Origin of the sequence: Bacteroides caecigallinarum, from assembly GCF_021530995.1 — a bacterium.
In the GTDB taxonomy this organism is placed as follows: domain Bacteria; phylum Bacteroidota; class Bacteroidia; order Bacteroidales; family Bacteroidaceae; genus Phocaeicola; species Phocaeicola faecigallinarum.
Map to the genome: position 1 here is coordinate 22,481 of NZ_JADYTF010000011.1, position 26,381 is coordinate 48,861.

The window sequence follows — 26,381 nt, forward strand, 5'->3', positions numbered from 1 at the left end:
AATAATCTGTTTACTGTTTTTCTTCTTTCCGCCTTTCCGCTATCTGCCGTATGGCGGCTTCCATGTCGCCGCCCAGCCTCTCCGCCAGTTCGCGGACTTCCATCTTCTCCGTTTCCTCCGTCGTGTAGGCGAGGTACTCGTGCATGGACACCTCCGTGGCGTACACCGCCGACTGTGTGCCGCCCAGCCCTATCCATACCTCCTTGTACCGTCTGGACGGGTCGTTGGACTGGTTGATGGAGAGTATCTGTGACTTCTCCTTTTCCGTCAGCCCCAACAGACCCTGTATCTGGTCAAAGCGGTTCATAAACTTCCGTTGGTCGAGCAGTATCTTGCAGTCCGAGTTGTTGATGATGCTTTCCTTCACGATGGGCGACGAGATGATGTCGTCCACCTCCTGCGTCACCACAATCGCCTCGCCGAAGTATTTTCTGACCGTCTTGTACATATAGCGCAGATAATCAGCCATGTTCGCCGAAGAAAGAGCCTTCCAAGCCTCCTCCACGATGAGCTGTTTCCGGACGCCTTTCAGCCTCCGCATCTTGTTGATAAATGCTTCCATGATGATAATCGTAACCACAGGAAAAAGCTCGGCATTATCCTTCACCGAATCAATTTCGAAGACCACGAACCGCTTGTGCAGCAGGTCGATGTTCTCCGTGGAGTTGAGCAGGAAGTCGTACCGTCCGCCCCGGTAATACTGCCGGAGCGTGGTCAGGAAGTTGTCGATGTTGAAGTCCGTCTTCGCCACCTTGATGTAGCGTTCCTCCATCTCCTTGCGGTACACGTCCCGCATGTACTCGTAGAACGAGTTGAACGACGGCACGATGCTCCTGTCCTGCTGGATTTTCAGGATGTAGGCGTTCACCGCGCTGCCCAGCTCCGCCGACTCCGTTTTCGTGGCGGGTTCGTTCTCGCTTTTCCACAGGGTAAGCAGCAGCGTCTTGATGCTGTCCTTCTTCTCCACGTCGAACACCCCGTCGTCCGTGTAGAACGGGTTGAACGAGATGGGCTTTTCCTCCGTGTAGGTGAAGTAGATGCCGTCCTTTCCTTTGGTCTTGCGGTGTATCATCTCGCACAGCCCTTGGTAGGAATTGCCCGTGTCCACCAATACCACATGGGAGCCTTGCTCAAAGTATTGGCGGACAAGGTGGTTCATGAAGAACGACTTGCCGCTGCCCGAAGGACCCAGCACGAACTTGTTTCGGTTCGTCGTCACGCCCCGCTTCATCGGCAGGTCGGAAATGTCGATGTGCAGCGGCTTGCCGCTGATACGGTCCGCCATGCGGATGCCGAAGGCGGAGGGCGAGTCCTTGTAGTTGGTCTCGCCGGCGAAGAGGCACACCGCCTGCCCGATGAACGTGTGGAACGCTTCTTCCGCCGGGAAGTCGGCGGCGTTGCCGGGGATGCCCGCCCAGAACAGCGTCGGGCAGTCCGTCGTGTTGTGGCGCGGCACGCAGCCCATTGAAGCCAGCTGGCTGCCCACATCGTTCTTGATGCGTTTCAGTTCCTCCGCGTCGTCGCTCCACGCCATCACGTTGAAGTGGGCGCGGACGGACTTCAGCCCCTGCGAGTGCGCTTCGTTTAGGTATTCCTCCACCCACTCACGGTTGATGGCGTTCTGGCGGCTGTACCGCGAGAGCGACTGCATGTTCCTCGCCGTTTTCTCGAAGCGGCGCAGCTCCTCGTCGCTGTTGCCGATGAAAACGTACTGGTTGTAGATATGGTTGCAGGGAAGCAGCAGGCCCACGGGAGCGGCGAACGACAGGCGGCAGTCCGAGCGGTCGGTGGAGAGCCGTTCGTAACGGCAGTCCGTCGCCACCGCAGCGGGCAGGTCTTCCGTGTCCGACAGGGTGTGCAGGCACAGCCGGTTGTCGCCGATGCGCATCTCCCTTGCCGTCATTTCCATGTCCTCCAGACAGTCCACATTGCCCGGCGAGAGCGCGAAGTACCTGCCTATAATGCCCGTTTCCTTTTCCGTGCCCGTAAGCTCGTCATCGGAGAGCCGGCGCAGCCGGATGTGCCCCGAATCGTTCAGGATACGCGCGAACTGCTCCACCGCCTCAATGAACTTCACCGCCGTTTCCTTGTCCTGCATCTCCTTCGGCACGATGTGCCCCCGGCACAGGGTGTTCCAGTTGCTCTGCTGTCTCATGCGCTCCTTCGTCGTCTTCGTCAGGAACAGGTAGCACTTGTGGTGCAGGAACGGGCGCTCGTTGAAGTGCATCTCGTAGCTGCGGGCGAGGAAGCCCATGCCCTCCCTGCCTGTGTCGGGGCGGTACCGCTCCTTCACGTACCAGTCCTGCTTGTGCAGCACCGAGTAGTCGGGCAGCACCTTTATCGCCTTGCACCACGTGGCATGGATGGCCTCGTACTCCTCCGCCGTGACGGTATAGACCTCCGGCAGTTCCACCTCGAAGGCGGCGGTAATGTCCGCGTCCTTCGAGACGATGCAGCCGTGCTCCACCGAGAGCAGCGGAAAGCGGCTTTCCAGCGTGGTGGCTTTCATTACATTTCTCATACGTTTCTTCCTTTCTTTTTTTTTCGTCTTAACAGATTGGACACCCGTCTGCGGTGGAGCACATGGCGGGGGCGCATCCGTGCCGCGCCCAGCTTCATCAGCCCGTGTTCGCCGTACTTCGCGTTCAGGCGGAACGTGAGCCAGACGGTGGCGGAAGCAGACACCACACCGAAGCCGATGCAGAGCCACTGGCCCGCGCCTGCCATGTACAGGATGACAAAGAGGACGAAGGCGGCAAGCAGCCCGCCTGCGAAGATGAACAGGTATTGCGCCTTTAGTCCCTTGAACTCCACCGGACGGCCTATGCCCTTGTTGATAGGGTATTCAGCCATTGTCCTTACACCTTATTATATATGTATGGGAATGTACGTTTATTAAAGGAAGAACGAACGGAGAATCGTCGCGCTCACAATCAGGAAGATGCACGCCCCGAACCAGCTTGCTGCGGTCTTCGAGGTGTCGGGGTCGCCGGCGCTGAACTTGCCATATACCTTGATGCCCCCGATAAGCCCGACGACAGCGCCGATGGCGTAGATGAGTTTCGTCGCCGGGTCAAAGTATGAAGTGACCATGCTGGTGGCTTCGGTGATGCCCGCCATGCCGTTGCCTTGTGCGGACGCTGAGATGTTTGCAGCCAGCAGAAGGGCTGCGAGAATGATTTGTTTTTTCTTCAATGTCTTTGTCATAATCGTTTCTTTTTTGTGCCTCCGGGTTGGATAGTCCCTTTGGCGGTTGATACTTGTTTTACTTCTTGCGGCTTTGGATGAAGCCGGCTTGTGGATTTAGTGGTTCGGTGGCAAGCCGAAGTTTAGCCGTAGTCGATTTTCTTTTTTCGCATCATTGTTTCGTTTTACTTGTTATACAAAATCACGGATATTGAAATCCTCAATATTGTCCGGCACGTTTGGGACTGTAGTCCGTACCGCCGTCGGGGTCGGTTCCTTCCGTATGGTGGCGGAAACGCTGTCCATATAGAAGTCCATCAGTTCGTTCAGTTTCCTGCGGGTCGCTTCCGAACTCTTTTCTATCATCGCGAACAGCTCGTTACCCTTCATGTCGCAGAACACCATCCCGGCGTGGCGGCGTTCCTCCATTGTGGCTGCCGGTTTCTTTACCGTCCGCATGGCAAGGTCGATGTCCTCGAAGGTGAAGCCGCTTGCCTCATGGGGTTCGCCATCGTAATCCTCATTCCCGTCATATTCTGCCATGTCCGACACGCGGCTGTCGTTGAATGTTTCATCAAGTTCGTCATCGGGCACTTGGCGTGACGGCTTGTTTTCCGGTGCTTGTCCTCCGTCGGTATCCGTTTCATCGGCAAAGGTAACGTCCTTTTCTTCCACCGCCTCGGCTTCCACGGAAGTGGCAGCTTCCGGCACTGTGGTGTCCTTTTCTGTCCCAATCCAGTCCGATATTTTGAACTTGCTCCTGCCCACGACATCGGGCGGCGGTTCCTGCCGTTTCCGGTCTGTGTTTTCTTGACTGCCGGCCTTCTGCCGTTCCTGCTGCTCCCATGTCAGATAGAAAAGTATCCACAGGTTGCACATCATCATCAGGACAATCAGGAACGTCACCATCGGCTTATCGTTATCTGTTCGACCATCCCGTGGCTCTTCTTCCCATGCAGGGTTTCCAGTTCAGCCCTGTGCTGTTCAAGGTGTTCGGTGACAATGCTGTCTATGTAACCGGATATGGTTGTCCCTTGCCCTCCCGCCATGCCTACGATCCGCTTGACGGCTTCATGGTTCTCGCGGCTGATGTACACCGCCTTCTGTGCGGTTCCTTCCGGCCTGCGCCCGTTGAGGTACTTGCCCGCATAGGCTTCTTCCTTTCCCTTGCGTCTGAAAATGTTGATGTTCAGTTTCATGATTATTTTCTTTTGAGTTAGAAAATCGGTTTGCTTAATTCATACAGTTTGGTCATCTCATCCTTGTGGCTTGCGAAATGCTCTGCCAGTACATTGTCTATGTAACCGGATAACGTAATCTTGTTCTTCCCGATAATATGGACAATATGTTGTATCCGCTCGTGGTGTTCGTCACGGATATAAGCTGTCTTACATGTGCGGGCGGTAAAGTCCGCACTCTTCAGGTATGTATAGATGTAGTTTTTTACTTTTTCCACCTCACTCGCATCTTGCGCGATACCTGTTCCTGAATTTTTTTTCTTGTCTATTTTTCTTTCCATTGTCATTTTTGTTTTTAATGTTAATAAACGTCTTCATAATTCTTTTTGTAGAGCCTGCGTATCACTTCCTCTTTCTCGCGGAAATGTTGTTCCAACACACGGTCCACATAGACTGACAGCGAAATCCCGTTTTTCCCGATGACCTGTACGATGCGCTGTATCCGCTCATGGTAATTCTTACGGATATAGGCAGTCTTGCCTGAACATATGGGAGTTTTCGGCGCATGTAGGAAGAGTTCCATATATTCCTCTTCCTGTATGGTTTCTTCCTTTTTCGCCTTTATTGACGGTTTCTCCGTTGGTCTTGTCACCTTGTCTGGGGCATTTTCATCCGTTCCAGCATTTTCAGGGGCGGCGGACGTGGGCATTTCTGGACGGAACGAGTCCAGAAACTTGCCGGGATCAATATCGACATCAAGTTTTTTAGCCATGCGTCGGGCGCTTTACGATACCGAGTATTTCTTCCGCAAGGTCATCGATGCCGCTACCTTTCGCCAGTGCTTTGTCTGGTGGCAGCAGCGTGGAACGGAAAAACGGGCGGTCGCCTTCTTCCGAACCTTCCTTGCGGAAACGCTTGCTGTCCGGCAGGCTTGTCTTCAGCGTTTCCAACCCCATCCCGGCAATCACTTTGTCATAGATGTCGTACAGGTCGGTTTTCTCGCGTTTGTCCACCATATTCCACAACAGTCGGATACCTTTGATGTTCGACTTGCCAGTGGTGATCAGCGTGTCATTGATAATGCTTGCATACTTCAGCGAACTTTCCATGATGAATCGGTCGGCGGCTATAGGACAGAAAATGTAATCCATGGTCGCCACCGTCTTGATTAATCCGAGGTTGTTCACCGTACCCGTCAGGTCGAAAAAGATGAAATCGGGCGGTGTCGCCGACTCAATGAAGGGCTTGACCGTTTCTATCGCATTGTCGGGTCGGCTGCCCACAATCGGGTAGGCACGTTTGCCGATGCGCTTGAACTGGTCATATGCCAGCTTGCGCAGGTACGGGTTGCGCTCGATGTTCTTCAGGTCACGCTCGCGCATGTCCTTAATGCTGAACTGGGGAAAGTCGCAGTCCACGACTACCACGTCGTACCCTTTCACGTAATACAGGTAACTCGCCATCAGTACGGTGAGTGTCGTTTTGCCGGCTCCTCCCTTCTGGGTGGAGAAGGCGATGAACAAAGGTTCTTTTTTCATTCTTCTTTTTTTAATTGTTAGACATCGGTTTATTGCAGGTCGGCATATATGCCATTTCGCAGACTTGTTCATTTGCACATTTGCGGCTTTGCTTGTATGCTCATGAGGTTACTCGCTTGCTTGCAATCTAATGTGCCTGCTTGCGTTTCCGCCTGTACGCTTGCGTGCCGGCAGGCAGGCACACAGGCAGGAGGGCAGACAGGTGCAAGGATTTGCACATTTGCGGATATGCCTGTACGGAAATAGGCAGGCTTGCCGACCTTTCTGCCTGCAAAGTAAAGGGCATTTTTCCATATCCGTATCGTTTTGGAGTTTGGTGGCAGCTTCTGGCAGCAAGTGGTAGGGAGTGGCTTCGTTCTTGTCACGTTTTCAAGGGCTTAAACGCCCTACCTTTGCACCCAAGCGGCAGGGCAATGCTCCCGGCGCGTACCGCAGCCCCCGGCTCCGTCCTTCTTTTGGGCAGCCGGAGGGTATCGGGCGACCGATACCTTTATGGGATTGTTATAACAGGTATATCCCCAATCCGTCTGCTACGGATTTTTGTGTCCTCTAAGACACAGCAAGGTATGTTTCGAGTTACCCGAAACCTTGCGGGTTACTCCCGCAAGCCTTGCCCCTGAAAGGGGAAGGGGCTTCCTCTCCGAAGTCGGGAAGCCTGTTTTCCTGCCTGCGGTATGTATGCCGGAAGCTGCGCTTATGCCGTGAAACCACTAAATCCATAGTAATAATGAACAGAGAACGTAAGAAGGGGGGAAGACACCCCAAGTTGGAAAAGAAAACGCACCATGTGATGCTGCGTTTCAACGACGAGGAATGGCTCAGGTTCCTCGCCATGTACGAACAGACGGAGGTGAAGGCAAAGGCGGTGTTCGCCAAGGCACGCATCTTCGGCGGGGAGTTCCGTGTGTTCCGGGAGGACAGGACGCTGGTGGAATACTACGCCAAGCTGTCTTCATTCCATGCGCAGTACCGCATGATAGGCAACAACTACAACCAGACCGTCAAGGAGCTGCGCTGCCATTTCTCCGAGAAAAAGGCGATGGCATTGCTCTACCGGCTGGAGCGATGCACGAAGGAACTGGCGGCATTGACCCGCCAAATCGTGGAACTGACAAAGGATTTCGAGGAACGATGGTTGCAAAAATCAGTTTAGGGAAATCGTTGTTCGGGGCACTGGCGTACAACGGGGAGAAGATTAACAAGGAACAGGGCAAACTGCTCGGCACGAACAAAATTTTCGACGGCTGTTCCGGCAGGATGGACATCAGCCGCGCCATGCAGGACTTCTCGCGCTACCTCTCGCCCCACGTGAGGACGGAGAAGCCCGTCATGCACGTATCGCTCAACCCGCATCCCGATGACCGCCTGACGGACATGGAACTGGAGAACATCGCGCGTGAGTACATGGAACGGATGGGGTTCGGCGAACAGCCGTACATCATCTACAAACACGAGGACATCGACCGCCACCACCTGCACATCGTGACCATCCGCGTGGATGATAACGGCAGGTGCATCAGCGACCGCTACAACTTCCGCAGGAGCAGGGAGATTACCCGTGAGCTGGAACACAAGTACGGTCTGCACCCCGCCGACCGCAGGCAGCACCGCCATGACAACCCCTTGCGGAAAGTGGATGCTTCGCAGGGCGACGTGAAGCGTCAGGTGGCGAACACCGCCAAGGCGGTCATGGCGACCTACAAGTTCCAGACGATGGGCGAATACCGCGCCCTGCTCTCCCTCTACAACGTCACGGTGGAGGAAGCCCGCGGCATGGCGGGCGGACGGGAATATCACGGGCTGGTCTATGCCGCCACCGACGATGCCGGGAACAGGGTGGGCAATCCTTTCAAGGCATCCCGTATCGGGAAGTCCGTCGGCTATGAAGCCGTGCTGCGCAGGTTTGAATTTTCCAAAGGGCAGATCCGCGACAAGCGTCTGGCGGACAGGACGCGCAAGACCGTCGCCGCCGCGCTCGCCCGGACCTACCGTAAGGAGGAGTTCATCGGCTTGCTTCATGCAAAGGGCGTGGATGTGGTGTTCCGCCACACGGATGAGGGGCGCATATACGGGGCGACCTTCATCGACCACCGCACGGGCTGCGTGCTGAACGGCTCGCGCTTGGGCTGGGAGTTTTCCGCCAACGCCTTGCAGGAGCATTTCACCCTGCCGTATGCCGGCACTCCGCCGATACCGTTCACCATTACGGAGGACGAACCGCAGCAGGAAGCCCGTACCTATGTGGAACACGACGAGGGACACTCCACCGGCTTGGGGCTGCTCGGTGGCGATGCGTCGGGCGCACAGGCGGAAGAAGCCGCCTTCGAGCGTGACCTCAAACGCAGGAAGAAGAAACGCCGCAAGGGTTTGGGGCTGTAATTTATCCCTCCGCAGGGCATAGGGGATGAGGTCGGACTTCATCCTACATCAAGTCCGGCCTCATGTACCATGAAGTCTGGGGTGATGTATGCTTCACCTCCGTACCGTGCCTTGCGGAGATATTGTTCAACTTAAAAACAGAAACAGATTTATGTCACAACAGGAAGACGATTTGAGGGCATTGGCGAAAATCATGGATTTTCTGCGTGCCGTAAGCATTTTACTGGTGGTCATTCACCTCTATTGGTATTGTTACGAAGCCGTAAGGCTGTGGGGCATCGACATCGGTGTGGTGGACAGGGTGCTGGTGAACTTCGACCGTACTGCAGGGCTGTTCCGCTCCATCCTTTATACGAAACTTTTTGCGTTGGTGCTGCTGGCACTCTCGTGTCTGGGCACGAAGGGGGTCAAGGAGGAAAAAATCACGTGGGCAAGGATTTGGACGGTGCTTGCAGCAGGGCTGGTGCTGTTTTTTCTGAACTGGTGGATATTGTCCCTGCCGTTGCCCGTAGAGGCAAACGCGGCATTGTACACCGCCACCGTTGCGGCGGGCTATGTCTGCCTGCTGATGTCCGGCACATGGATGAGTCGCCTTCTGCGCACCAACCTCATGGAAGACGTGTTCAACGTGGAGAACGAGAGCTTCATGCAGGAAACGCGGCTCATCGAGAACGAGTATTCGGTGAACCTGCCCACACGCTTCTATTACAGGAAGAAGTGGAACAACGGATATATCAACGTAGTAAACCCGTTCCGTGCGTCCATCGTACTGGGCACACCGGGCAGCGGAAAGTCGTATGCCGTGGTAAACAGTTTTATCAAACAACAGATTGAGAAAGGTTATTCAATGTATATCTATGATTTCAAATTCAGCGACTTATCGACTATTGCCTACAACCACCTGATGAACCACCCGGAGGGATATAAGGTCAAGCCGAAGTTCTACGTGATAAACTTCGACGACCCGCGCCGCAGCCACCGCTGCAATCCCATTCACCCGGATTTCATGGAGGACATCACCGATGCCTACGAGAGTGCCTACACGATAATGCTCAATTTGAACAAGACTTGGGTGCAAAAACAGGGCGACTTTTTCGTTGAGTCACCGATTATATTGTTCGCTGCCGTGATATGGTTTTTGCGCATCTACAAGGACGGTAAGTATTGCACTTTTCCCCATGCCATCGAGCTGCTTAATCGCCGTTACGAGGATGTGTTTCCTATTTTGACCAGCTACCCGGAGTTGGAGAATTATCTTTCCCCGTTCATGGACGCTTGGCAGGGCGGCGCGATGGAACAGCTTGCCGGACAGATAGCCTCGGCGAAGATACCGCTCTCGCGCATGATTTCGCCCCAGCTCTATTGGGTCATGTCCGACAGCGAGTTTACGCTGGATATTAACAATCCCGATGAGCCGAAAATCCTCTGTGTCGGTAACAATCCCGACCGTCAGAACATCTACGGCGCGGCATTGGGCTTGTACAATTCACGCATCGTGAAGCTCATCAACAAAAAGGGCAAGCTGAAGTCGGCGGTGATTATTGACGAGCTGCCCACCATTTACTTCAAGGGGCTGGACAACCTTATCGCCACCGCCCGAAGCAATAAGGTGGCGGTCTGCCTCGGTTTTCAGGACTTCTCACAGTTGAAGCGCGACTACGGCGACAAGGAAGCCGCCGTAGTGATGAACACGGTGGGCAACATCTTCTCCGGTCAGGTGGTGGGCGAAACCGCCAAGACCCTTTCGGAGCGTTTCGGCAAAATCTTGCAGAAGCGGCAGAGCATCACCATCAACCGCGAGGACAAGTCCACCTCTATCAACACGCAGATGGAAAGCCTTATCCCGGCGAGCAAGATTTCCACACTCACGCAGGGCATGTTCGTCGGCGCGGTGGCGGACAACTTCAATGAGCGCATCGAGCAGAAGATTTTTCACTGTGAGATTGTAGTAGATGCCGATAAAGTGAAGCGTGAGGAACAGGCTTACAAGCCCATCCCCGTCATCACGGACTTCACCGACGCCGACGGCAACGACCGCATGAAAGAGATGATTCAGGAGAACTACAACCGCATCCGTGCCGAGGTGCGGCAGATTGTCGCCGACGAGTTGCAGCGCATCCAGTCCGACCCCGAACTGCAACATCTGTTGCAGAACAAGTAATGCACCACAGGCGAAAAGAGGAAAAGGTAAAATATTATTCAACCTTTTCCTCATTTTCTTTAAGAGGTATGTGGACAGGCGTCGATGGATATTCTCCTTTTCTCAACATTTCTACTAATGAGTTACGAGAAATTCCAAATGAGTCTGAAATATAATGTAAGTGTGGCTGACTCCCTTGTAGCCCCGCCTCTTGTCCTTTAAGTCCTTTAAATGTTTGCAAGAAACAATGCCAATGTTCATCATTGTCTAATATTCTTGCAATCAATACGTCGGCTTGTTCTACAACTTGTTTCATCTGCCCTTCAGTTAAAGTTGTTTTTCCATAATATTCCACTGTACCATCTTCTTTAACATGAATAAATTTAGGAAGTTCATCTTTATTTACAGATGACGGGTCTCCTTGATAGTGATAATGGCTAAAACTATATCCTTTATTTTCAGCTTGTGCAAAAAGTGCCCCTAATTGGTCATATGTAAGATTTGCTCCCTTTAGTAATTTAATTTGCTCCTTCTTTTTCATAGGTTTTTCCAAAATTTCAGTAAAGCACGTAGGAATTTCTTTGTGAGCAAATGAATCAAAATTTTGATTAGCAAACTCCTTGGCTTTTTGCATAATATAATTAGAATCATATGATGTTACAAAGCCTAAATAATGACGAACCATTTCTGATAAAACATTATATATGGATTTTGTATGAAAAGAAACCATACATTCACGAAAACTAACATTTTCTACCTCGTCCATAGAATTTGCTATTAACGATTTATCTTCTTCTTGTTGGTAAATTTCCATTGCCATAGCTATATATCATTTTAATATAAATATCATCATAAATGAAAAATGCCCCCAAAAAGTTAGTTATCTTTAACTTTTATGGGAGGCTTATTATCTGTTGCTTTTGTCTTGTTATTCGGTGCGCAGCAGTATCAGGTCGAAATACATCAGCCGGGTGTGCATGGGCTGCATGGCTGTTCCCTCTTTCGCCGTCCGCCTGCCGTGCAGGAACGTCCATTCCTCTTCCTCCGTGGCGAACAGGAACTTGAAGCCGTTGCGCAGGTAAAAGTCAAAGACCTTGGGACGGTTCAGTGCGTCCACCACTACATAACGGCATCCTGTCTTGTTCAGCGGCTCGATGAACCACGACTTGATGGCGTCCAGCAGTTCGTCGCCTATGTGCAGTCCCTTATAGTCCTCGCTGACGGCAAGCTGCCCTACCAGCACCGCAGGGTATTGCGGGCGGCGTTTCTCGTTGGGTATGTTGCGGTTGAGCTTGTTGCGGCGGCTGTTCGGGAGCAGGTCGGCACGGATGCTCGAATTGGCTACGGTGAAAGCGCCGACAATACACCGTTTTTCCTGTTCCACGAAACAGTAGGACTTGCCCAATAGCTGGTAGGCGTAATCGGCATACTCTTTCGTGAAGAACTCGGTTATGTCCCCGTCCTTGCACGAGAAGCCGCCGCACTCACGCAGTACTTCCTCATTCAGTTCGCAGAACTCGCAACGCTCCAACATACAGCCTTATCCCTCCCGATACAGTTTGGAGCGCTTCAGAATGGAGCGCATTTTCGCCACCTGCTTCGTGAAGTCTATGGAACCGCGCCTTTCCTTGGCGTTGCGGTCGGCTTCCTCCACGAAACGTGCCGCAGCCTTGCCGCGAAGCACCGGGATGGGTTTGATTTCTATTGCCATAATATATAGTCTTTTGATTTCCCTGCAAAGGTACGGCTTTTCCGCGAGAAAACCTAACATCTTCACGTATATTGCGTTATGTGGGGCGAAACGTCTTTTCATCTCCTCATCCGCTCCCGTTCCTCGTCCAACAGCATCCGCTTGTTCACCTTCTCCGCAGCCCGGTCGAGGAAATAGGTGCGGCTCTCGCTCTTGCGCATCTTGATGTCGTTGTATATGTTGTAACAGCCTTTCGCCTGTACGCCGAACACCTTGTAGCAGTAGGAAGCTATCTCTTTCAGCGATGCTTCACCGCCGTTTATACAGCCCATCTCGCTGATGCCATAGATAAGTTCCACGAGGTCGGACGCCTTGCCCGTCCACCGCATGGGCGGGGCATCGGCAGGCGTATCGTCTTTCTTTTCATCTTTGGAGGGGATGGAGGATAGTGGCGGCACTTGGTTATGTGGCATGGAAATGTGTTTCAGCATCTTGCGCACGAAGGCGAGGGCTTTGCGCACGTACACGCTGTGGTGGGTGCCCGTATCTTGCAGGGCTTTGTGGTATTGCAGTTCCGTTTCCGCATAGCTCAACGCGGGCAGCGGATGGCAGGGGCTTGCAGCTCCCGTACAGAGCGAAATGACCGTTGCCACGAACTCGTTGTATGCCGCACTCAGCCCGTTGCGGCTTTCGGGGTTGTCTATCAGGCGGAAGAACTCCGTTTCTGTCAATATGAGATGTTCCATTTGCTTTCAGTTTTATGTTGTTACACTTGGGTTGAAGTGTGCGCACATAAAACTATCGGGCAAACGGCAGTCCAACGGATGGGATTTTTTGCGGCTTGTTTTGCAAGTCGCTGATAAACAGCAGACATATTTGATAAAAATAAATTGGAATACCCGAATTCAGTCTTTCGGATGTGTTCAGAAATTGAACACGTGTTCATAATCTGAACACTCTTTTGAGCAGGGAGGTGTTCACTTTCTGAACAGTCGCACCCTCATTCTTGCGGTACACGGCTTTCAGCGAACCGTCCTTGTATGTCTTTGTCTCGTCCCGCATCCATTCGCTTTCAGGCAAATCTCCAAGGAACAGGCGGCAGCCGTTCCCGGCAATGACGGGTATCGTGCAGAGGATGATTTCATCCAGCAGGTGCATCCTTGCCATGCCGTTAATGATGCTTGCGGTAGCGGTGTTGGCTTCTATGAAACAGGTGGTGTCGGACTTGTCAAGCACCAACGTGGTAAGGGAAGTGTATTCGGAGAGCGGACGGGCGGTTTCTTTCATTCCGGCAATGCCGAATCTGTCCGGCGTGTCGGTTTTGGCAAGCCATTGCTGCGCTTTCCCTGAACTGTCCGCAAGGCATCCGTCCATCGTGAGGACGGCGAATAATATGACTTTTCCCATCGGTCTCTTTTTTAGTGGTTGCGACCGAAAGCCGTCATACGAAAATAGCGTGCAAATCACACTACTTTCTGGTGACGGCTCTGGACTGCCTCTACGGAATGTACGTGACTGCACGCTATGCCGAGGCATAGCATAAGCATCACGCAATCGCCTTCCATAGTTCCAATTGTCCAGATTTTCACCAGATGCGCCTTGCGGTCTTATTCTATACTATATTTTCATCGGACGGATTTTTTTTACTTTCCGCACCCGACTTTTCTCAAATGTTGCTACAAAGGTAATGCAAGTTGAGGGCAGAACAAAACAAATCCATTGTTTTTTATGCCGAAACGCCGCTTACCTTATCGAAAGGTAGCCTTTTTCCTGTAATTCCTTTCATTTTTTCACAGTTTTCTATTCTATCCCGTATGCTTTCAGCTTGTTGTACAGCGTGGTGCGCCCGATGCCGAGCAATGCTGCCGCCAACTTGCGGTTGCCCTTTGCCTGTTCCAGCGCATGGATGATTTGTTTCTTCTCCATGTCGTTCAAAGCCAGCGAAGCGTCATCCGCCATTGGCATTTCATCGAACTCCAACGTGTCTGCCATGACCGTATCGCCTTCGGTATGCAGCACCGCCATGCGCACGACCCGTTTCAGTTCCCTCACGTTGCCGCCCCATGCATAGGCGAGCAGTTGTTTTCTTGCTTCCGCGTCAAAGCCTTTCACCTGCCGGTCAAGTTCCTCATTGGAGAGTTTCAGGAAGAAATCAGCCAAAGGCATGATGTCCTCACGGCACTCGCGCAGCGGCGGTATGTTCAATGTGTATTCCTTTATCCGATGGAACAAATCCTGACGGAAATGCTTTTCGGCGATGGCTGCCTGCAAGTCCTCGTTGGTGGCGGCGATGATGCGCACGTCAGCCCGCTTGTCCTTGCTGCCTCCCGTGGCTCTGTACCGTTTGGCTTCCAACGCCCGGAGCAGCATCTGTTGCACTTCCGGTGGAAGGTTACCTATCTCGTCGAGGAACAATGTGCCTCCTGCGGCTTCTTCCCAGAATCCCTGTTTCTTGCTTTCGGCTCCCGTAAACGCCCCTTTCTCATGCCCGAACAGGGAGGATGCGGCAAGTTCCTTTGAAAGCAGCCCGCAGTCCACAGCGACAAAGGGCCCCGCCGACCGTTTGCTCATCGTATGTATTTTCTCGGCGATGTGTTCCTTTCCCGTTCCGCTTTCGCCTAATATCAATACGCTCATGTTGGTTGGGGCGACCAGCCTTATCTTGCGGTCTATTTCCCGGAAAGCCGTGCTCTGCCGCTCATGGATGGGCGTATCGTGCCGCTCCATCCTTTTCCGCAAGGTTTTCAGGAGCGGGAAGAGGTTGGCTTCAATCAGCTTTTTCGGGATGTAGTCTTCCGCGCCCTGCTTCATTGACCGGACGGCGGTGGGCACCTCGTCATAGTCGGTCATGACGATGTAGGGATTGTTCCTGCCCTGTTTCCGCAGTTCTTCCAGCAGACTGATACCGTCACCGTCATTCAAGCGCAGGTCAGCCAGAATGATGTCATCTTCCCTCATCTTGGCAAACAGCTTCCGTGCGCCGTTGCAGGTGGAGGTGCTGACGCTTGGGTATCCCTTGCTTTCCAGCAGGCGGCATACAAAGTCGGAATAGATGATGTTGTCCTCCACTACGATTATTCTGCCCATCGTTCCGCCTCCTTCCTTGCCGAATCAACAATCAGTCTGCCCTGTGCCAGTACCGCGTTTACGGCAGATTGCACCTTTTCATCCGGTATGTCCTCCTTGTGGATTACCTCATACAATGCCGCCAACGGTTGCTCCGCCTTTATCAGCATCCACGAGCTTCTCAGGTGATGTACCCAGTTATCCAATGCTTCCATGTCCCCCGCTTCCGCCGCCTTGCGCACTTCGTCCATGTCGGATTGTGTAGTGGCCGCCAGCTTTTCCAACGTGCGCCGCTTGTCGCCGAAGGCAAGCAGGGATGACAGGTCTATGCTGTTTGCTTTGTTCCGTTTGATGCAGCTTTCCGTCACCGCCAGCAGTTCGTCTATGGAATAGGGCTTGTACAGCACGGCGGCAAAGCCTTTGCCCGTCAGTTCTTCTTTCTCCACATAGCCTGCGGCGGTGGCTGCCACGACGGGAATGGTCTGCGAATTGCCTATTTCCGATGTGCGCAGCAGTTCCAGCACCTCGTAGCCGTTCACCTCCGGCATTTTCAGGTCGGTTATCAACAGGTCATAATCTTTTGTGCGCATCAGGTCTGTCAGTTCTCCTGCTGTCTGGCAAGTGTCGCACTCCACACCGTTTTGTCTGTACATCTCTTTCATCATGTCCAGCAGCATCCCGTTGTTGTCTATCGCCAGTACGGAGCAGCCGGACAGCGTGGAATGTCCGGCGTTTGTCTTTTCGCCGGCCGCCATTTCTTCCGCCTTTGCCAACGGCAGGCTGACGGTGAAGCGGCTTCCCTTGCCCGGCTCGCTTTCTACCGTGATATTTCCTTTCAACAGCTTTACCGTGTCGGCTACGATGGCAAGCCCCAGCCCGAAGCCGTCCTCCGTCACGGCGTTGCCCAACCGCTCAAACGGGATGAATATCCGCGCCTGTTGTTCTCCGGTCATGCCCGTGCCGGTGTCTTCCACCGTCAAGGTAAATATGCCGTTCTTGTAGCCGGTGCTTAATGTGACTGTACCGCTTCGGGTGAACTTGATGGCGTTGGAGAGCAGGTTGCCGCCAATGCTTATAATCCGGTTCCTGTCGCCGCTTACAATCTCGTCCGTTTCACTTTCTGTCTTGAAGTTGAGTCCTTTATTCTTCGCCAATGTTGCAAACTCCGTTTCCAATGTTTCGGCGATGGAGCGCAGTTTGAAAGGCTTGACGCTTGGCGTTTCCTTGCCGCTGTCCAGCCGGAAATACACCAGGAGGTTGTTTATCATTCCCGCCATGCGCCCGGCGGCATCCCCGATGGTCTGTGCGTGGCGCATACGGTTGTCTGCCTCCGTGTCGTTCAGCAGCAGTTCGGCGTTGCCGCCGATGACGGTCAGGGGAGTGCGCAGTTCGTGGGTGACGTTCTGGATAAGGTTGCGCCGAAGCCTGATTAGTTTTTCATTCGCATCGTTGCTCTTCTGCAATTCGCCGATGAGCTTTTCTCGCTTTTTCTTTTCGTTCGCGCTGTGTTTCAGTTCTCTATGGATGGTGAGATAAGAAAGGAACAGCAGGATGATGGCAGCAGAGATGGTCGCCGTGAACAGCCTGACGGACAACGCCTGTGCCTCGGCTATCTTCCGCTCCTTCTGCACGAAAGCCTCCTGCGCCTGCCCGTCAAGTTCGGTTATCAGCCGGTTCAGCTCGGCGTTCAGCCTCCTGCCCAGCGTGCGCAGGCTGTCGGTGTATGCCTCCATTTCCGCCGTCCGTTCCTGCTGCATGGCTATCAGGCTGTCGCTGAACTGGTGCAGTTCCTTGGCGGACGGCAGTATCTGCACGGTCTTCTTGCCGCCAAAAGCCCCAGCGATGCCTTTCTTTTTCTGCGTCACGGTGCGTACACGGGTGGCACGTTTCGCCACTTCGGGCAGATGGTTCACCAGCAGGCTGTCTGCCTTGTCCTGACGGGCGAAAGTTTCCATAAGGTGCAGCAGGTGGGCTTCTTTTTCCACCAAGAGGGCGCAGAGCGTGTCTATCTGCGCCGGATGCACGAAATCCTTGCAGCGGGGCTTCATGGCTTGCAGCAGGCTGTCCGTCCGCAGCCGCCGGGTGCGGTAGTGCCGGTAGTCCGCCTCTTCCCAGCCGATGACGCCTTCGCCCAATGTGGCGAGGGTGATGATGTTGCGTTGGGCGACGGTGATGTCACGCCTTATCTCCTGTATTTCGCCTGTTTCGGCTTCTATCTCACGCATCCGTCCACGTTCATGCACCAAAATGGCGGCCATGCTACAGATGACCGCCACCAAGACCAGATACCCGGCAAGAATTTTTGTCTGTAATCTCATCCTCTGTTTTTATTCATTGCTCCTTTCGCTGAAAAATTACCCCAACGGATTCTCCGTTACATCCTCGTCATCCTCATCCTGTGCCGGGTCGCTGTCCTCCGTGTCGGGCGAAAGCTCGATCCATTCCAATTGGTCGCTGTCCACGAGGGCGCGGGTGTAGGTGCCGTTGGCAAGGCGGGTGCGTTCGGGGATGAACTCCACTCGGACGGCTTTCACCTGCTTCTCGAAGTCGAAGTCTTCGAGGGTGTCCACGCCCACGGTGTCGAGCACGTAGCGGAAGTAGCCGAGGCCTTTGATGTGGACGCTCTTGCCTTGCGCCATGCGGGTGTGCATTACGCCCGCGATGTCACCCAAGACGGCCTGGACATCGGAGTTGCTCACTGTGGAAATCTTCGCCAAATCCTTGGCGATGGTTTCCGTTTCTACAGGTTTGCCCTGGACTACGGCACGGGGGTAATATACACCCTGCTGTTTGTTGTACGATTTTTTGTAGAATGGCATAGCTTCTTCTGTTTTTAAGTCGTTACTAATTATGTCGTTTTCTCAATACGCCGAATTGAGGCGGGCAATATGCCGTATTGTGCTCGTCAATTCGGCGTATTGAGAATGTCAGTTCGTTGACTTTATCACAGGCAGATTATTTGCACCCATTTCATATTGATAATTATACCCTGCTTCTTGCAAAGCATTGTTCATGTCTGTAATCGCAGAAGACCAATCGTTATTCGTTATCTGCGTGCCATAGCCATTATCATTTCCTGCACTGAAATAGCAAGCTGTGAGCTGAGAATAATCTGTTCCTACTATCCCTCCAACGGTCATGTTACTGTTCCCTGTAACAGTCCCGGTGTTGCAACAACCTATCAGGCTGCCGTCCCAAACCACTCCGACAATTCCACCCACCCTTTCTAATCCAGTAATATCCGCAGAATTGCTACAAGCCACTATGCGCGGCGCGCCATACAAGCAAACGCCAGCCAAACCTCCGGCATCAAATTCACTTGTTATTGTTCCACCTATTATGTGGCAATTTTCTATCGTTCCGTAATTTACGCCAGCAATTCCACCGCATACTTGTCCTGAAACTGACATATTGCAATCTTTGAGTTTCACGTTCTTTACTACGCCACTGGTCCCAATCATTCCGAAGAGTCCGGCTATATAATCTGATAAATTAAATTTAAGTTCAGATATAGTATGCCCGTCCCCATCAAATGTTCCCAAGAATTGATTACCATTACCGTGTTCGTCAACCGTTGTTATCGGTGTCCATGATTCAGTTAATGTAATATCCGCGCCGAGTTTGAAGTGTTCAGTTATATTTTGGTTGTCTTGGCTTTTCGTCGAAAGAGAGGTAAGCTGGGTGGCGTTTAACAATACATACGGATATGCTTCGCTTCCATCCCCCAATGAATTATAATTAGAAGCCTGTTCAGATGTAGGTATGGCATCTGCCGCAAAACTTTGTCCGCTGGCTGATGCGCGGCTTAATGCCTTGTTGTAAAGCTCCGTTGGCGTGGATGCGGAATATTGCGCCGTCACCTGCAAGTTGCTGCTTGTCGTCCACGTGCCGTATAGATAGGCATTGCCCTTGCTATCCGTGGTCAGGGTGTAATTGTTGCTTCCTGAAGTTGTACTGCCTGCCGGGGTAAAGTCTGTAAGCGACACACTTAGCTGCGTGCTTGAGGTAGAGGCGATACGCAGGCGGCTATATTCGCGTGATGTGAAAGTGATGTTGGGCGAACTGTTGCTTGTAGCCATGATGCACTCGTCAAGCCCGGCTTGCTCTCCGTCGCGAAGCGCCAATGTGCCATCGTTTGTTGTGCTCCATTGATAAGCGGGGGCATACCATGCGGTCACGGTGTAGCTGGCGTAGGTTTGCTTCAAGGTGGGCGTAGTTATCCATGTGCTACCGTCATAACTCATAACGGCATATTGCGGTTTATCACTACTACAAGTTACGCTGACCAGCAGTTGGTCGCCAGCCTCCCATGCCGACTTGCCGCCTGCATCAGTTGTGCCAATGGCACGTGTTGCCGCATCTTCACCGAAAGCGGGGAAGTCACCTACAGTGAGGGTCAGTATGCCTGTTTGTATCGCATTGTTTTCTATGTCGTTGGTACAAGCCGCAAGCAGGATAGCCATGCTTATGATATAAAGTAGATTTTTCATCGTTATTCCTCCTTCCTCAGTTTAAGTCTGTTTCGTCATCCCATCCCGGCAGTACGTTTGTTGATGCAGGGGTCAGCGTCAGTTCCTTGTCTGTGACGGTAAGGTCAAATGAGTATGCGTTGCCACTGGTCAACATTTGGTTGCTGGTAGCCGTCATGTCCATCCCGTTCACCTTCAGTTTGAGTGTAAAACCGTTATCGCTGGGTGCTATGATAGCGGTGTAGGTATTACTGCTTTCTTCGTAAGCGATAACATCCGTAGCATTGCCTGTTCCAGTCACTGTGTCATCGCTTCTGGTCACATTGGGATAGGACGTAATTTTGAAATCGGAAATGGCTGGCATCGTGTTTCCATAGTCACTCCAACTGGTAATGGTGACGGCGACTTTGCACAGCCTATGCACCAATGCCAGCGAAAGGTTGGTGCCGTTAAGTTGTTGGCTTGAAGCGGTAGTCATATAGTCCGCCTCAGCAATGCCCGCACTTTGGTTAGTTGGGATAGTGAACGATGTCAGCGTTGCCGTTGCTGGATAACAGGCTTCCACGGTGGCTGGCAATGTGACATTGAATGTGGTCCATGATGCTCCATTGATGTATGTCAAAGTCCTGGTCGTCGGAGAGGTACTGCCATAACCCATCACATATAGATTTATCGCATCACCATTCTGCCATGTCCACGTGTCACCATCAGCGGTGGCACGTGTGCTGATGCTCACTTGTACCTCTTGCGGTTCTCCGCCAGGCACGGTAGCATCTTCTTCGTTGCTGCACGCCGCAAAAAGGGGCATGAAAACCACTAATGCGAAGCCTTTTATCAAGCTGTAATGTCTTGTTGTCATTCTTCTTTATGTTTTATATTGTTAAAATTCTTCATTCTTCGTGCTTCATTTTCAACGGAATTGGAAAACAAGCGTCCCGCCCTCCTCCTTGCGGGGAGAGGGGCGGGACGAAACAATGGGGATATGTCTGTTGAATCGGTTAAAGTCCGGCAAGTTCTTCCATAAACCGATTCAGGCGAATCACGTTCACTTTAGGAAAGGGTATGGTTTCCAATATCCGGAAGTGGGTATCCTCGCTGACAATGTAATCGGCACCTGCCACTATGGCACAATCCACAAACTTGTTGTCATCAGGGTCTTGCTCAATAAGACGGAAGCGGAAATGCGGAGTAAAGAACCGCGTGAACGGGCTGCGTATGATGGCATTGACGATATTGTGGGCGACGGCTGCATTTGCCACGCGCTCTATGATTTCTCCTCATATTCATCCACAATGTCATCGGTCACACACAGCTCGTATTTTCCTTCACGAAACGCCTGCCATGCCGCACGGTAGGGACTATGTACCGACAGCATTTGCACCAAACAATTAGTGTCCAATACCACCAGCCTTTTCATTGTTTGTAAGGGGTACGGTAATGGGCATTGCCCAGTTCTTTCAAGGTCTGTTCATTCCATTGTCCGGACTGCCACAGCTTTTCCATTTCCTCGTCGGCACGGCGGGCATAAAACTCGGATACGGCATGTTTCAGTGCATCCAGTTCCTCATCGCTTCGGACATTCGCCATGATGTCGAGCATCTCCAATTGCGCTTTGTTGAATATAGTTCGTTCCATAATCAGCTTCATTTCAATTTGTCACTTGGCAAAATTACGAAATTTATCCGAAACCTGTATGTACTTCCCATTATTTCGTTTGTTTTCCAACCTGTCAAAGAACGCTTTATATTTTCTTCTCCCCTCCACGGAGGGGTTGGGGGAGGCTTTTTATTCTGTTGTCAAGTCATAGTTGCCACCGTTGCCCCAATCGCTTACAGTGATATTATTAACCCACACTCCGCTCTCTTTTGTGATAGTTACCTCATAGGTATAGGAATGGCCTGCTTTCCAAACAATGTCCTTTGATGCATAACACGAATATTCCCTCCTATTATTAATGACAAGATAGTATTCATTCTCCTTCACTGTTTGCGGAATGACAAGTGCGGCGAAACTGGCGAGGGAAGTTTCGTTTCCGTCGGATGCAAGGGGCTGTGGACCGAGGCTGTAGGCCGTGATAGTCCCCCTTGTGCTTCCCGGTGTCCAGTTGAGATAATTCTCGCTTATGTTGTCCGTACTCACTGTGCCATTCATAACAATATTGTTCATTTCTCCTACCGTCACACTGACGTCATCACTTTCGTACACAGGACCTACATTGCGGACATGCACCACCACTTTTGCCACTTGATGGTAGAATTTAAGGGCAATTTCCTGCCCTCCGCTTACCCTTCCCTGCGCAAATAGCAAGTCGCTATTCGCATAATTGTCGTCAGTTCCTTGATTTCTTTGCACAGGCCATGAGTCTGGATGCACTTTGCTGTCGTCGCCATAATGCCAGGCACGGACAAGTTTGGTCTCGGTGTCGCTTAGCCAAGAAGATTGCTCGCCGCTCGTAAAGGTCAGTTTGCCATCGGTACCGGCTGTGTAAATTCCTCTCTTGGCTTGCGTCCAGTCGGGAGTTGTCGTATTGTCGTAATTGTCTATCACCTCTACAATGACGGTTTCCGTGCCTTCCCAACTGTTATCGGGAGTTGCCCGCGTGCCGGTTGTCGCATCCGCCATAACAGCAGTCAGCACCAACGGCTCGCCGTTTTCCGCAGGGCTTGTTTCGGTAAGGTCGTCATGCGAACAGGCGGATAGAATGCCTGCCAGCAAAAGGAGAATCATCCGTTTCAAGTCTGATAGTCGGTTCATATTACATATATATTTTATGTTCTGTCTTTGTGCCACCGGCGGCTGCGAAACCGCCAGCTACACCTGTTTGTTCAGGCATATCTCCGTGCTTGCGCAAGATGCACGGGATGGCTGTTGTTTCTTTTCACTGGAATCAGTTGATTATAATATTATCACCTCCACCGTTCGTCCAATCTTGTATTGTGCCGGAACTGATTACCAAGCCTGTCTTCTGAATGGAAATGTCGTAGCTGTAAGATGTGGATGCAGCGAATGCAGGGGTCAGTGTACCCGTGTAGGTCTGCCCGTCGATGGTAGCACTAAAGGTCAGGCTGGCTCCTGTTTGCGGATAGAGTATCAGGCTGCATGTTCCGATGTTATTAGTATAAGTAATGTAGTCGGTTATTTCCCAATTATCTGTCGCATTTCCTGTCGCTTCCGCTGTTCCGTCCTCCGTGTTGAACGTACCGCTGTGCTTGATACCACTCAAGGAGTACGCGCCGCCTTCTACATCATTTGCCGAGAAGCCTGCATCGGTATCTGTCGTGATGTTCAGCACAAGGCGTGTCATCATGTGCTTGAAGCGGGCATCAGTGGTTCCATTATCTGTGTTGTTGAATTTTACAGTGGGGCTGTTCTTGCTTGCCGTTGCACCCGTTGCGAACATGAAGTCGAAGTTCTTTTGGTCGCTTTGGTTATCGGTTCTTACATCCGTTATTGTCACTTCTCCGTTGTTTTCTTGACTGTCTTCATCAAAAGGATAGTAAGCGCGGAAATATACCGTTTCGTCCGCATCTTGGAAGAAGATGCCTGATGACGAGCCGCCAGAGTGCGTGAAGTTGCCGTCGCCAGCGGTGGTAACATAGTGCATGTTGGTGTATTGGGTGAGCGTGGGTGTTCCGTCTGTTGGTGTATAGACCGACACGCCGATGGCATCGTTGGCTTCCCATGATTGCCCGAACGCACGTGTCAGCACGTCGTTGATGCCTGCGGTGATTTGCGCCGCTACTGGGCCATCATTTGCGCCCATGTTCTCATCGTCACTGCTGCAAGCCGCGAAAGATAATGCGGTTGCCGCGAGGAATAAATACTTAGTTCCTTTCATCTTTATCGTTGTATATTTGGTTATTGTTCAAAATCTTTGTTTGTTTTATGTTTTGCCTTCGTCCAGCCAAGGCTATGTCTCCGTCCAGTCAAGGCAATCAGTCGGCATTCACGTTACCACCGTTTGCCTCATCCCATCCTTGGATGGTGCAGCCGTCCACGGTGATGTCGGTCTTGTGCAGGGTCACGCTGAGGTTATACTGCCGTCCGGCTACCCATTCGTTCTTCGCGTCCGTATCGCCGGCATCGACATTGGCGGCAGTGAAGTCAAGCGTCGCGCTGAACGACTGCATACCCGTAAGGGTTGCCGTGATGGGCAACGGGCTACTGAACTCCTGCGGGAAGAGGATGAGCGTGTAGGAAACGGATTCTGCTGTGGCATTGGGTACGAAAGGCGCATTGTAGCCTGTTTCAGAGGTGTTTCCGGCAAATGTCCAGCCCGTCGCCAAGTCATCGGCGGTCGAGGTTGTCCCGTCCGTCACGTTGAACGTGCCGCTGTACTTGAAGCCGCCAAGCGACAGCACGGCATCCTGCACTTCCTGATAGCTCACGTCATTGCCTTTCTGGATGGTCAGCACGAGCTTCGCCATCTTGTGTGCGAAAATGAACTGCACGTTGGGGCTTGCCTTGCTACCCGTCTGCCGCGACCAAAGGAAGTCGAAGTCGCTTTGCGAAGCCTGCGCCCGTGTGTCGGCGGTAATGGTAGTTGCATCTGCTGCAAGGTTGGCCCACGGGTAATAGGCGGTAAAGGTCACGGAGTTGTCATCCTGATAGTAGATTTCATTGCCCTGAGTGCCTACGGTGAAGTTGCCGTTCCCACCTGTGGTTACGTACTGTACGTTAGTGTAGGTCGTACTGCCCGATGTGCCGCTGATGCCGATGGCATCGCCTGCCTCCCATGTCTGGTCGAATGCGCGGGTATTCACCTGTCCGTCGATGGCAGCGGTGAACGTGGCTTGGGACGACCCGGTGTCAATCACGTTGTTCTCGTCGTTGTTGCACGCCGTCAGCACTGCGGCTGCCAGCGTTGCCATGAAAATGATTTTTGCTTTCATCTTATTAAATTGTGTAATTTTGGGGTTATATTTCTTTATTCCTAATCTCTCCATCAATGCGCGTCCGCATTGCCTCCGTCCGCCTGCTGCCAACCGTCTATGCTGCCGGCAAAGCCTCCCTCCACGGGAGTGCGCAAGTTGCCTGTCAAGGCAAAGGGTTCGGTACTGCCGTTGAACCCGGCAAGGACTTCCGTCAGGTCGCTCTCAATGGACTGCGTGTCGCCGTTGCTGAAAGTCAGCAGGATGCTTAGCGTTTGCGCATCACCCATGATGCCCAGCAGACGCAGGTCTGCCGACACCTTGTCACCGCTGCGCGTGAACGTAGGTCGTGTGCTGACCGCCTCGCCGTAGAGCGTTTCGTTGCGCAAGTCGTATGCTTCCGCCACGCCGCTGAGCGTACCCGTTATGGCAGCGATGCGCTCCGGGTCGCCCTCGGTCACGGTCAGCTCGATGTGCAGGTCGCGCACCCGTTGCGTCACGTCAAGGTTCATGCGTAAGGTGTCATCCGCCATGACTGTTATCCGCTCCGTGCCCGAATAGAGATAGTCCGGCAGGGGATTGATGAAGTCGGTGAGGGCGCGTACCGTGCCGTCTGTCCGCTCCACACGGGCGATGCCGTCCGTCACGGTGAACCCCTGCGGCGTGTTGTAGGCCAGCACGGTGTACTCGCCGGGAGGCAGCGGGTCGGAAACGGTGTAGCGGCCTTCCTTGCCGTCGGCGGTCGTGCCGTCAATCTCTACCGTATAGTCTTCCCCGCTTGCGCCCTGCGGCAGGTCGATTGACACTGCCACTATGCCCTTGTCCGGATGCGGCGTGTCGTGCAGCTCGTCCTTCACGCATCCGCCCAGAGAGAACAGCAGGGCCGTCGCCAGAATCGTTGTCGTATATTTCCTTTTTCTTGTTTTCATATCCGCAGGATGTTTTTCAGTTTACCGTACCGGCTTGTCCCCGAAGCGGTGCGGCTGCCCGGCGGAGCGTACCGCAGGCGTATCTTCCTTGCCCGCCTCGCCCGGAATGAGGTAGGCGTGCTTCAGGGTGTACTGGATGCGCTCCACCTGGTCGGGCGTGATGCCGGCCATGAAGCCATACTCGTAATCCATGATGTTGTCGGAGAAGAAGATTTCTCCTGTTGCGGCATCCGTGCGCGTATATTCGATGTTGCCCTGCGTGGCCTCCAGATAAGCGTCCCGGTCGTACCAAGGCGTATCTTCGCAGTAGTCGTCTCCCTCGATATAGACATGTTCCAATCCAAGGAAATGTCCTGCCTCATGGGCGAACGACTTCACATCGTTGGCCATCGTCATCGCCCGGGTATTCAGGAATATGCCTGAGACAACACCGGGCTGGTACGGCGTTTCGCATCCCTCCATCATCTCGTCTTCATCGAAGTAGGGGAAAAACGAGAACCCGGCGAATATGCTGTACTCGTCCTCGTACACATTATTGATCGGGCTGACCCACACATTGAGCGCATGCTCATTGTCCCATATATACCGGTCGTCAAGCTCGACGTTCGCGTAGTCTATCTCCACGGCCTCCTTCTCGTGGACGATGCCGGGAGTTTCAAGCGGCGTACCGTCGGGCGCGGTGGTGGCGGCCACAAAGCGCACGCCGGTCTCTGTCTGCCCGGGGAGGTTGAAATAGTTGCTATATACATAATTGGCATAGTCCAGCTGTTCCCTCACCATCCAGTCCTTGACCGGATAGTTGCCTTCAGCATCCGGAAAGAGGTGGAAGATGACGGGTATCTCGTAGGCGTCGGGGTTCTCCGCCACCGGTGCTGTGAGGCTGGAGCGGATTTCAACCGTGTTGGAATAGTACTCCGCCTTGTTTGTCTGCACAT

General features: G+C 52.7%; 29 protein-coding genes. 3 read left to right on the forward strand and 26 right to left on the reverse strand.

From position 1 onward, the window contains the following. Positions 1-10: 10 nt before the first annotated feature. From I6E24_RS03005 to I6E24_RS03040, 8 genes are all read right to left on the reverse strand, one after another. Positions 11-2,521: a TraG family conjugative transposon ATPase gene (locus tag I6E24_RS03005; RefSeq protein ID WP_235326102.1), complete on the reverse strand. Its 2,511-nt coding sequence runs from the start codon at positions 2,519-2,521 to the stop codon at positions 11-13. After that, positions 2,518-2,853 (reverse strand): DUF4133 domain-containing protein, encoded by a 336-nt coding sequence (locus I6E24_RS03010; RefSeq protein ID WP_235326104.1) that lies wholly within the window; start codon positions 2,851-2,853, stop codon positions 2,518-2,520. Before I6E24_RS03010 ends, I6E24_RS03005 begins: the two co-directional genes overlap by 4 nt. A gap of 42 nt (positions 2,854-2,895) precedes the next feature. Further along, positions 2,896-3,207 (reverse strand): DUF4134 domain-containing protein, encoded by a 312-nt coding sequence (locus I6E24_RS03015; RefSeq protein ID WP_072541323.1) that lies wholly within the window; start codon positions 3,205-3,207, stop codon positions 2,896-2,898. 171 nt (positions 3,208-3,378) lie between these two features. Then, positions 3,379-4,095, reverse strand: coding sequence for a conjugal transfer protein TraD (locus tag I6E24_RS03020; RefSeq protein WP_235326106.1), 717 nt, complete (start codon positions 4,093-4,095; stop codon positions 3,379-3,381). Further along, on the reverse strand, positions 4,089-4,385 hold the full coding sequence (locus I6E24_RS03025; protein ID WP_072541325.1) for a DUF3408 domain-containing protein: 297 nt from the start codon (positions 4,383-4,385) through the stop codon (positions 4,089-4,091). Before I6E24_RS03025 ends, I6E24_RS03020 begins: the two co-directional genes overlap by 7 nt. 17 nt (positions 4,386-4,402) lie before the next feature. Beyond that, positions 4,403-4,705 carry a DUF3408 domain-containing protein gene (locus I6E24_RS03030; protein WP_072541326.1) on the reverse strand — a complete coding sequence of 101 codons (303 nt, stop codon included), beginning with the start codon at positions 4,703-4,705 and terminating at the stop codon, positions 4,403-4,405. A gap of 20 nt (positions 4,706-4,725) precedes the next feature. Next, positions 4,726-5,136 carry a DUF3408 domain-containing protein gene (locus tag I6E24_RS03035; RefSeq protein ID WP_072541327.1) on the reverse strand — a complete coding sequence of 137 codons (411 nt, stop codon included), beginning with the start codon at positions 5,134-5,136 and terminating at the stop codon, positions 4,726-4,728. Continuing rightward, on the reverse strand, positions 5,129-5,902 hold the full coding sequence (locus tag I6E24_RS03040) for a ParA family protein (RefSeq protein ID WP_072541328.1): 774 nt from the start codon (positions 5,900-5,902) through the stop codon (positions 5,129-5,131). Before I6E24_RS03040 ends, I6E24_RS03035 begins: the two co-directional genes overlap by 8 nt. Before the next feature lie 727 nt (positions 5,903-6,629). Between I6E24_RS03040 and mobA the strand changes: the two genes are divergently transcribed. The 3 genes from mobA (at position 6,630) to mobC (ending at position 10,442) form a co-directional block, all read left to right on the forward strand. Further along, positions 6,630-7,055, forward strand: coding sequence for a conjugal transfer protein MobA (mobA, locus tag I6E24_RS03045; RefSeq protein WP_235326108.1), 426 nt, complete (start codon positions 6,630-6,632; stop codon positions 7,053-7,055). Then, positions 7,034-8,281: a conjugal transfer protein MobB gene (gene mobB / locus I6E24_RS03050; protein ID WP_235326110.1), complete on the forward strand. Its 1,248-nt coding sequence runs from the start codon at positions 7,034-7,036 to the stop codon at positions 8,279-8,281. The genes mobA and mobB overlap by 22 nt, the downstream gene beginning before the upstream one ends. Before the next feature lie 151 nt (positions 8,282-8,432). Further along, the gene (gene mobC, locus I6E24_RS03055; RefSeq protein ID WP_235326112.1) at positions 8,433-10,442 is read left to right on the forward strand and encodes a conjugal transfer protein MobC; all 2,010 of its coding nucleotides are present in this window, start codon (positions 8,433-8,435) and stop codon (positions 10,440-10,442) included. A gap of 34 nt (positions 10,443-10,476) precedes the next feature. Here the strand turns inward: mobC and I6E24_RS03060 are convergent, their stop codons facing one another. From I6E24_RS03060 to I6E24_RS03140, 18 genes are all read right to left on the reverse strand, one after another. Then, positions 10,477-11,241 (reverse strand): hypothetical protein, encoded by a 765-nt coding sequence (locus I6E24_RS03060; protein WP_235326114.1) that lies wholly within the window; start codon positions 11,239-11,241, stop codon positions 10,477-10,479. Positions 11,242-11,349: 108 nt separating this feature from the next. Next, the gene (locus tag I6E24_RS03065) at positions 11,350-11,955 is read right to left on the reverse strand and encodes a GNAT family N-acetyltransferase (protein ID WP_235326116.1); all 606 of its coding nucleotides are present in this window, start codon (positions 11,953-11,955) and stop codon (positions 11,350-11,352) included. A 6-nt stretch (positions 11,956-11,961) separates the two neighbouring features. Beyond that, positions 11,962-12,192, reverse strand: a complete 231-nt coding sequence (locus I6E24_RS03070; RefSeq protein ID WP_235326118.1) for a hypothetical protein — start codon at positions 12,190-12,192, stop codon at positions 11,962-11,964. Positions 12,193-12,230: 38 nt separating this feature from the next. Beyond that, a complete protein-coding gene (locus I6E24_RS03075) occupies positions 12,231-12,857 on the reverse strand; it encodes an RteC domain-containing protein (RefSeq protein WP_235326120.1) in 627 nt (208 codons plus the stop codon). Positions 12,858-13,053: 196 nt separating this feature from the next. Continuing rightward, positions 13,054-13,518, reverse strand: coding sequence for a hypothetical protein (locus I6E24_RS03080; protein ID WP_235326122.1), 465 nt, complete (start codon positions 13,516-13,518; stop codon positions 13,054-13,056). Between the two features lie 393 nt (positions 13,519-13,911). Beyond that, positions 13,912-15,198, reverse strand: coding sequence for a sigma-54-dependent transcriptional regulator (locus I6E24_RS03085; RefSeq protein ID WP_235326124.1), 1,287 nt, complete (start codon positions 15,196-15,198; stop codon positions 13,912-13,914). Beyond that, positions 15,186-17,495: a hybrid sensor histidine kinase/response regulator gene (locus I6E24_RS03090; protein ID WP_235326125.1), complete on the reverse strand. Its 2,310-nt coding sequence runs from the start codon at positions 17,493-17,495 to the stop codon at positions 15,186-15,188. The genes I6E24_RS03085 and I6E24_RS03090 overlap by 13 nt, the downstream gene beginning before the upstream one ends. Positions 17,496-17,531: 36 nt before the next feature. After that, entirely contained in the window at positions 17,532-17,996 is a 465-nt protein-coding gene (locus I6E24_RS03095; RefSeq protein ID WP_235326127.1) for an HU family DNA-binding protein, read from the reverse strand. A gap of 108 nt (positions 17,997-18,104) precedes the next feature. Further along, positions 18,105-19,667, reverse strand: coding sequence for a M26 family metallopeptidase (locus I6E24_RS03100; protein ID WP_235326129.1), 1,563 nt, complete (start codon positions 19,665-19,667; stop codon positions 18,105-18,107). A gap of 16 nt (positions 19,668-19,683) precedes the next feature. Continuing rightward, positions 19,684-20,463, reverse strand: coding sequence for a fimbrillin family protein (locus I6E24_RS03105; RefSeq protein ID WP_235326131.1), 780 nt, complete (start codon positions 20,461-20,463; stop codon positions 19,684-19,686). 181 nt (positions 20,464-20,644) lie between these two features. Then, positions 20,645-20,905, reverse strand: coding sequence for a PIN domain-containing protein (locus tag I6E24_RS17335; RefSeq protein ID WP_317218721.1), 261 nt, complete (start codon positions 20,903-20,905; stop codon positions 20,645-20,647). Between the two features lie 5 nt (positions 20,906-20,910). Next, a complete protein-coding gene (locus I6E24_RS17340; RefSeq protein ID WP_317218722.1) occupies positions 20,911-21,045 on the reverse strand; it encodes a hypothetical protein in 135 nt (44 codons plus the stop codon). Positions 21,046-21,059: 14 nt separating this feature from the next. After that, positions 21,060-21,281 (reverse strand): dephospho-CoA kinase, encoded by a 222-nt coding sequence (locus tag I6E24_RS03115; RefSeq protein WP_235326133.1) that lies wholly within the window; start codon positions 21,279-21,281, stop codon positions 21,060-21,062. Between the two features lie 150 nt (positions 21,282-21,431). After that, positions 21,432-22,400, reverse strand: coding sequence for a fimbrillin family protein (locus I6E24_RS03120; protein ID WP_235326135.1), 969 nt, complete (start codon positions 22,398-22,400; stop codon positions 21,432-21,434). 133 nt (positions 22,401-22,533) lie between these two features. Next, positions 22,534-23,355 (reverse strand): fimbrillin family protein, encoded by an 822-nt coding sequence (locus I6E24_RS03125; RefSeq protein WP_235326137.1) that lies wholly within the window; start codon positions 23,353-23,355, stop codon positions 22,534-22,536. A 226-nt stretch (positions 23,356-23,581) separates the two neighbouring features. Further along, positions 23,582-24,538 carry a fimbrillin family protein gene (locus I6E24_RS03130; RefSeq protein WP_235326139.1) on the reverse strand — a complete coding sequence of 319 codons (957 nt, stop codon included), beginning with the start codon at positions 24,536-24,538 and terminating at the stop codon, positions 23,582-23,584. Positions 24,539-24,591: 53 nt separating this feature from the next. Further along, a complete protein-coding gene (locus I6E24_RS03135; protein WP_235326141.1) occupies positions 24,592-25,446 on the reverse strand; it encodes a FimB/Mfa2 family fimbrial subunit in 855 nt (284 codons plus the stop codon). 21 nt (positions 25,447-25,467) lie between these two features. After that, positions 25,468-26,381, reverse strand: a 914-nt coding sequence (locus I6E24_RS03140) for a M43 family zinc metalloprotease (protein WP_262911875.1), incomplete at its 5' end; no start/stop codon positions are given.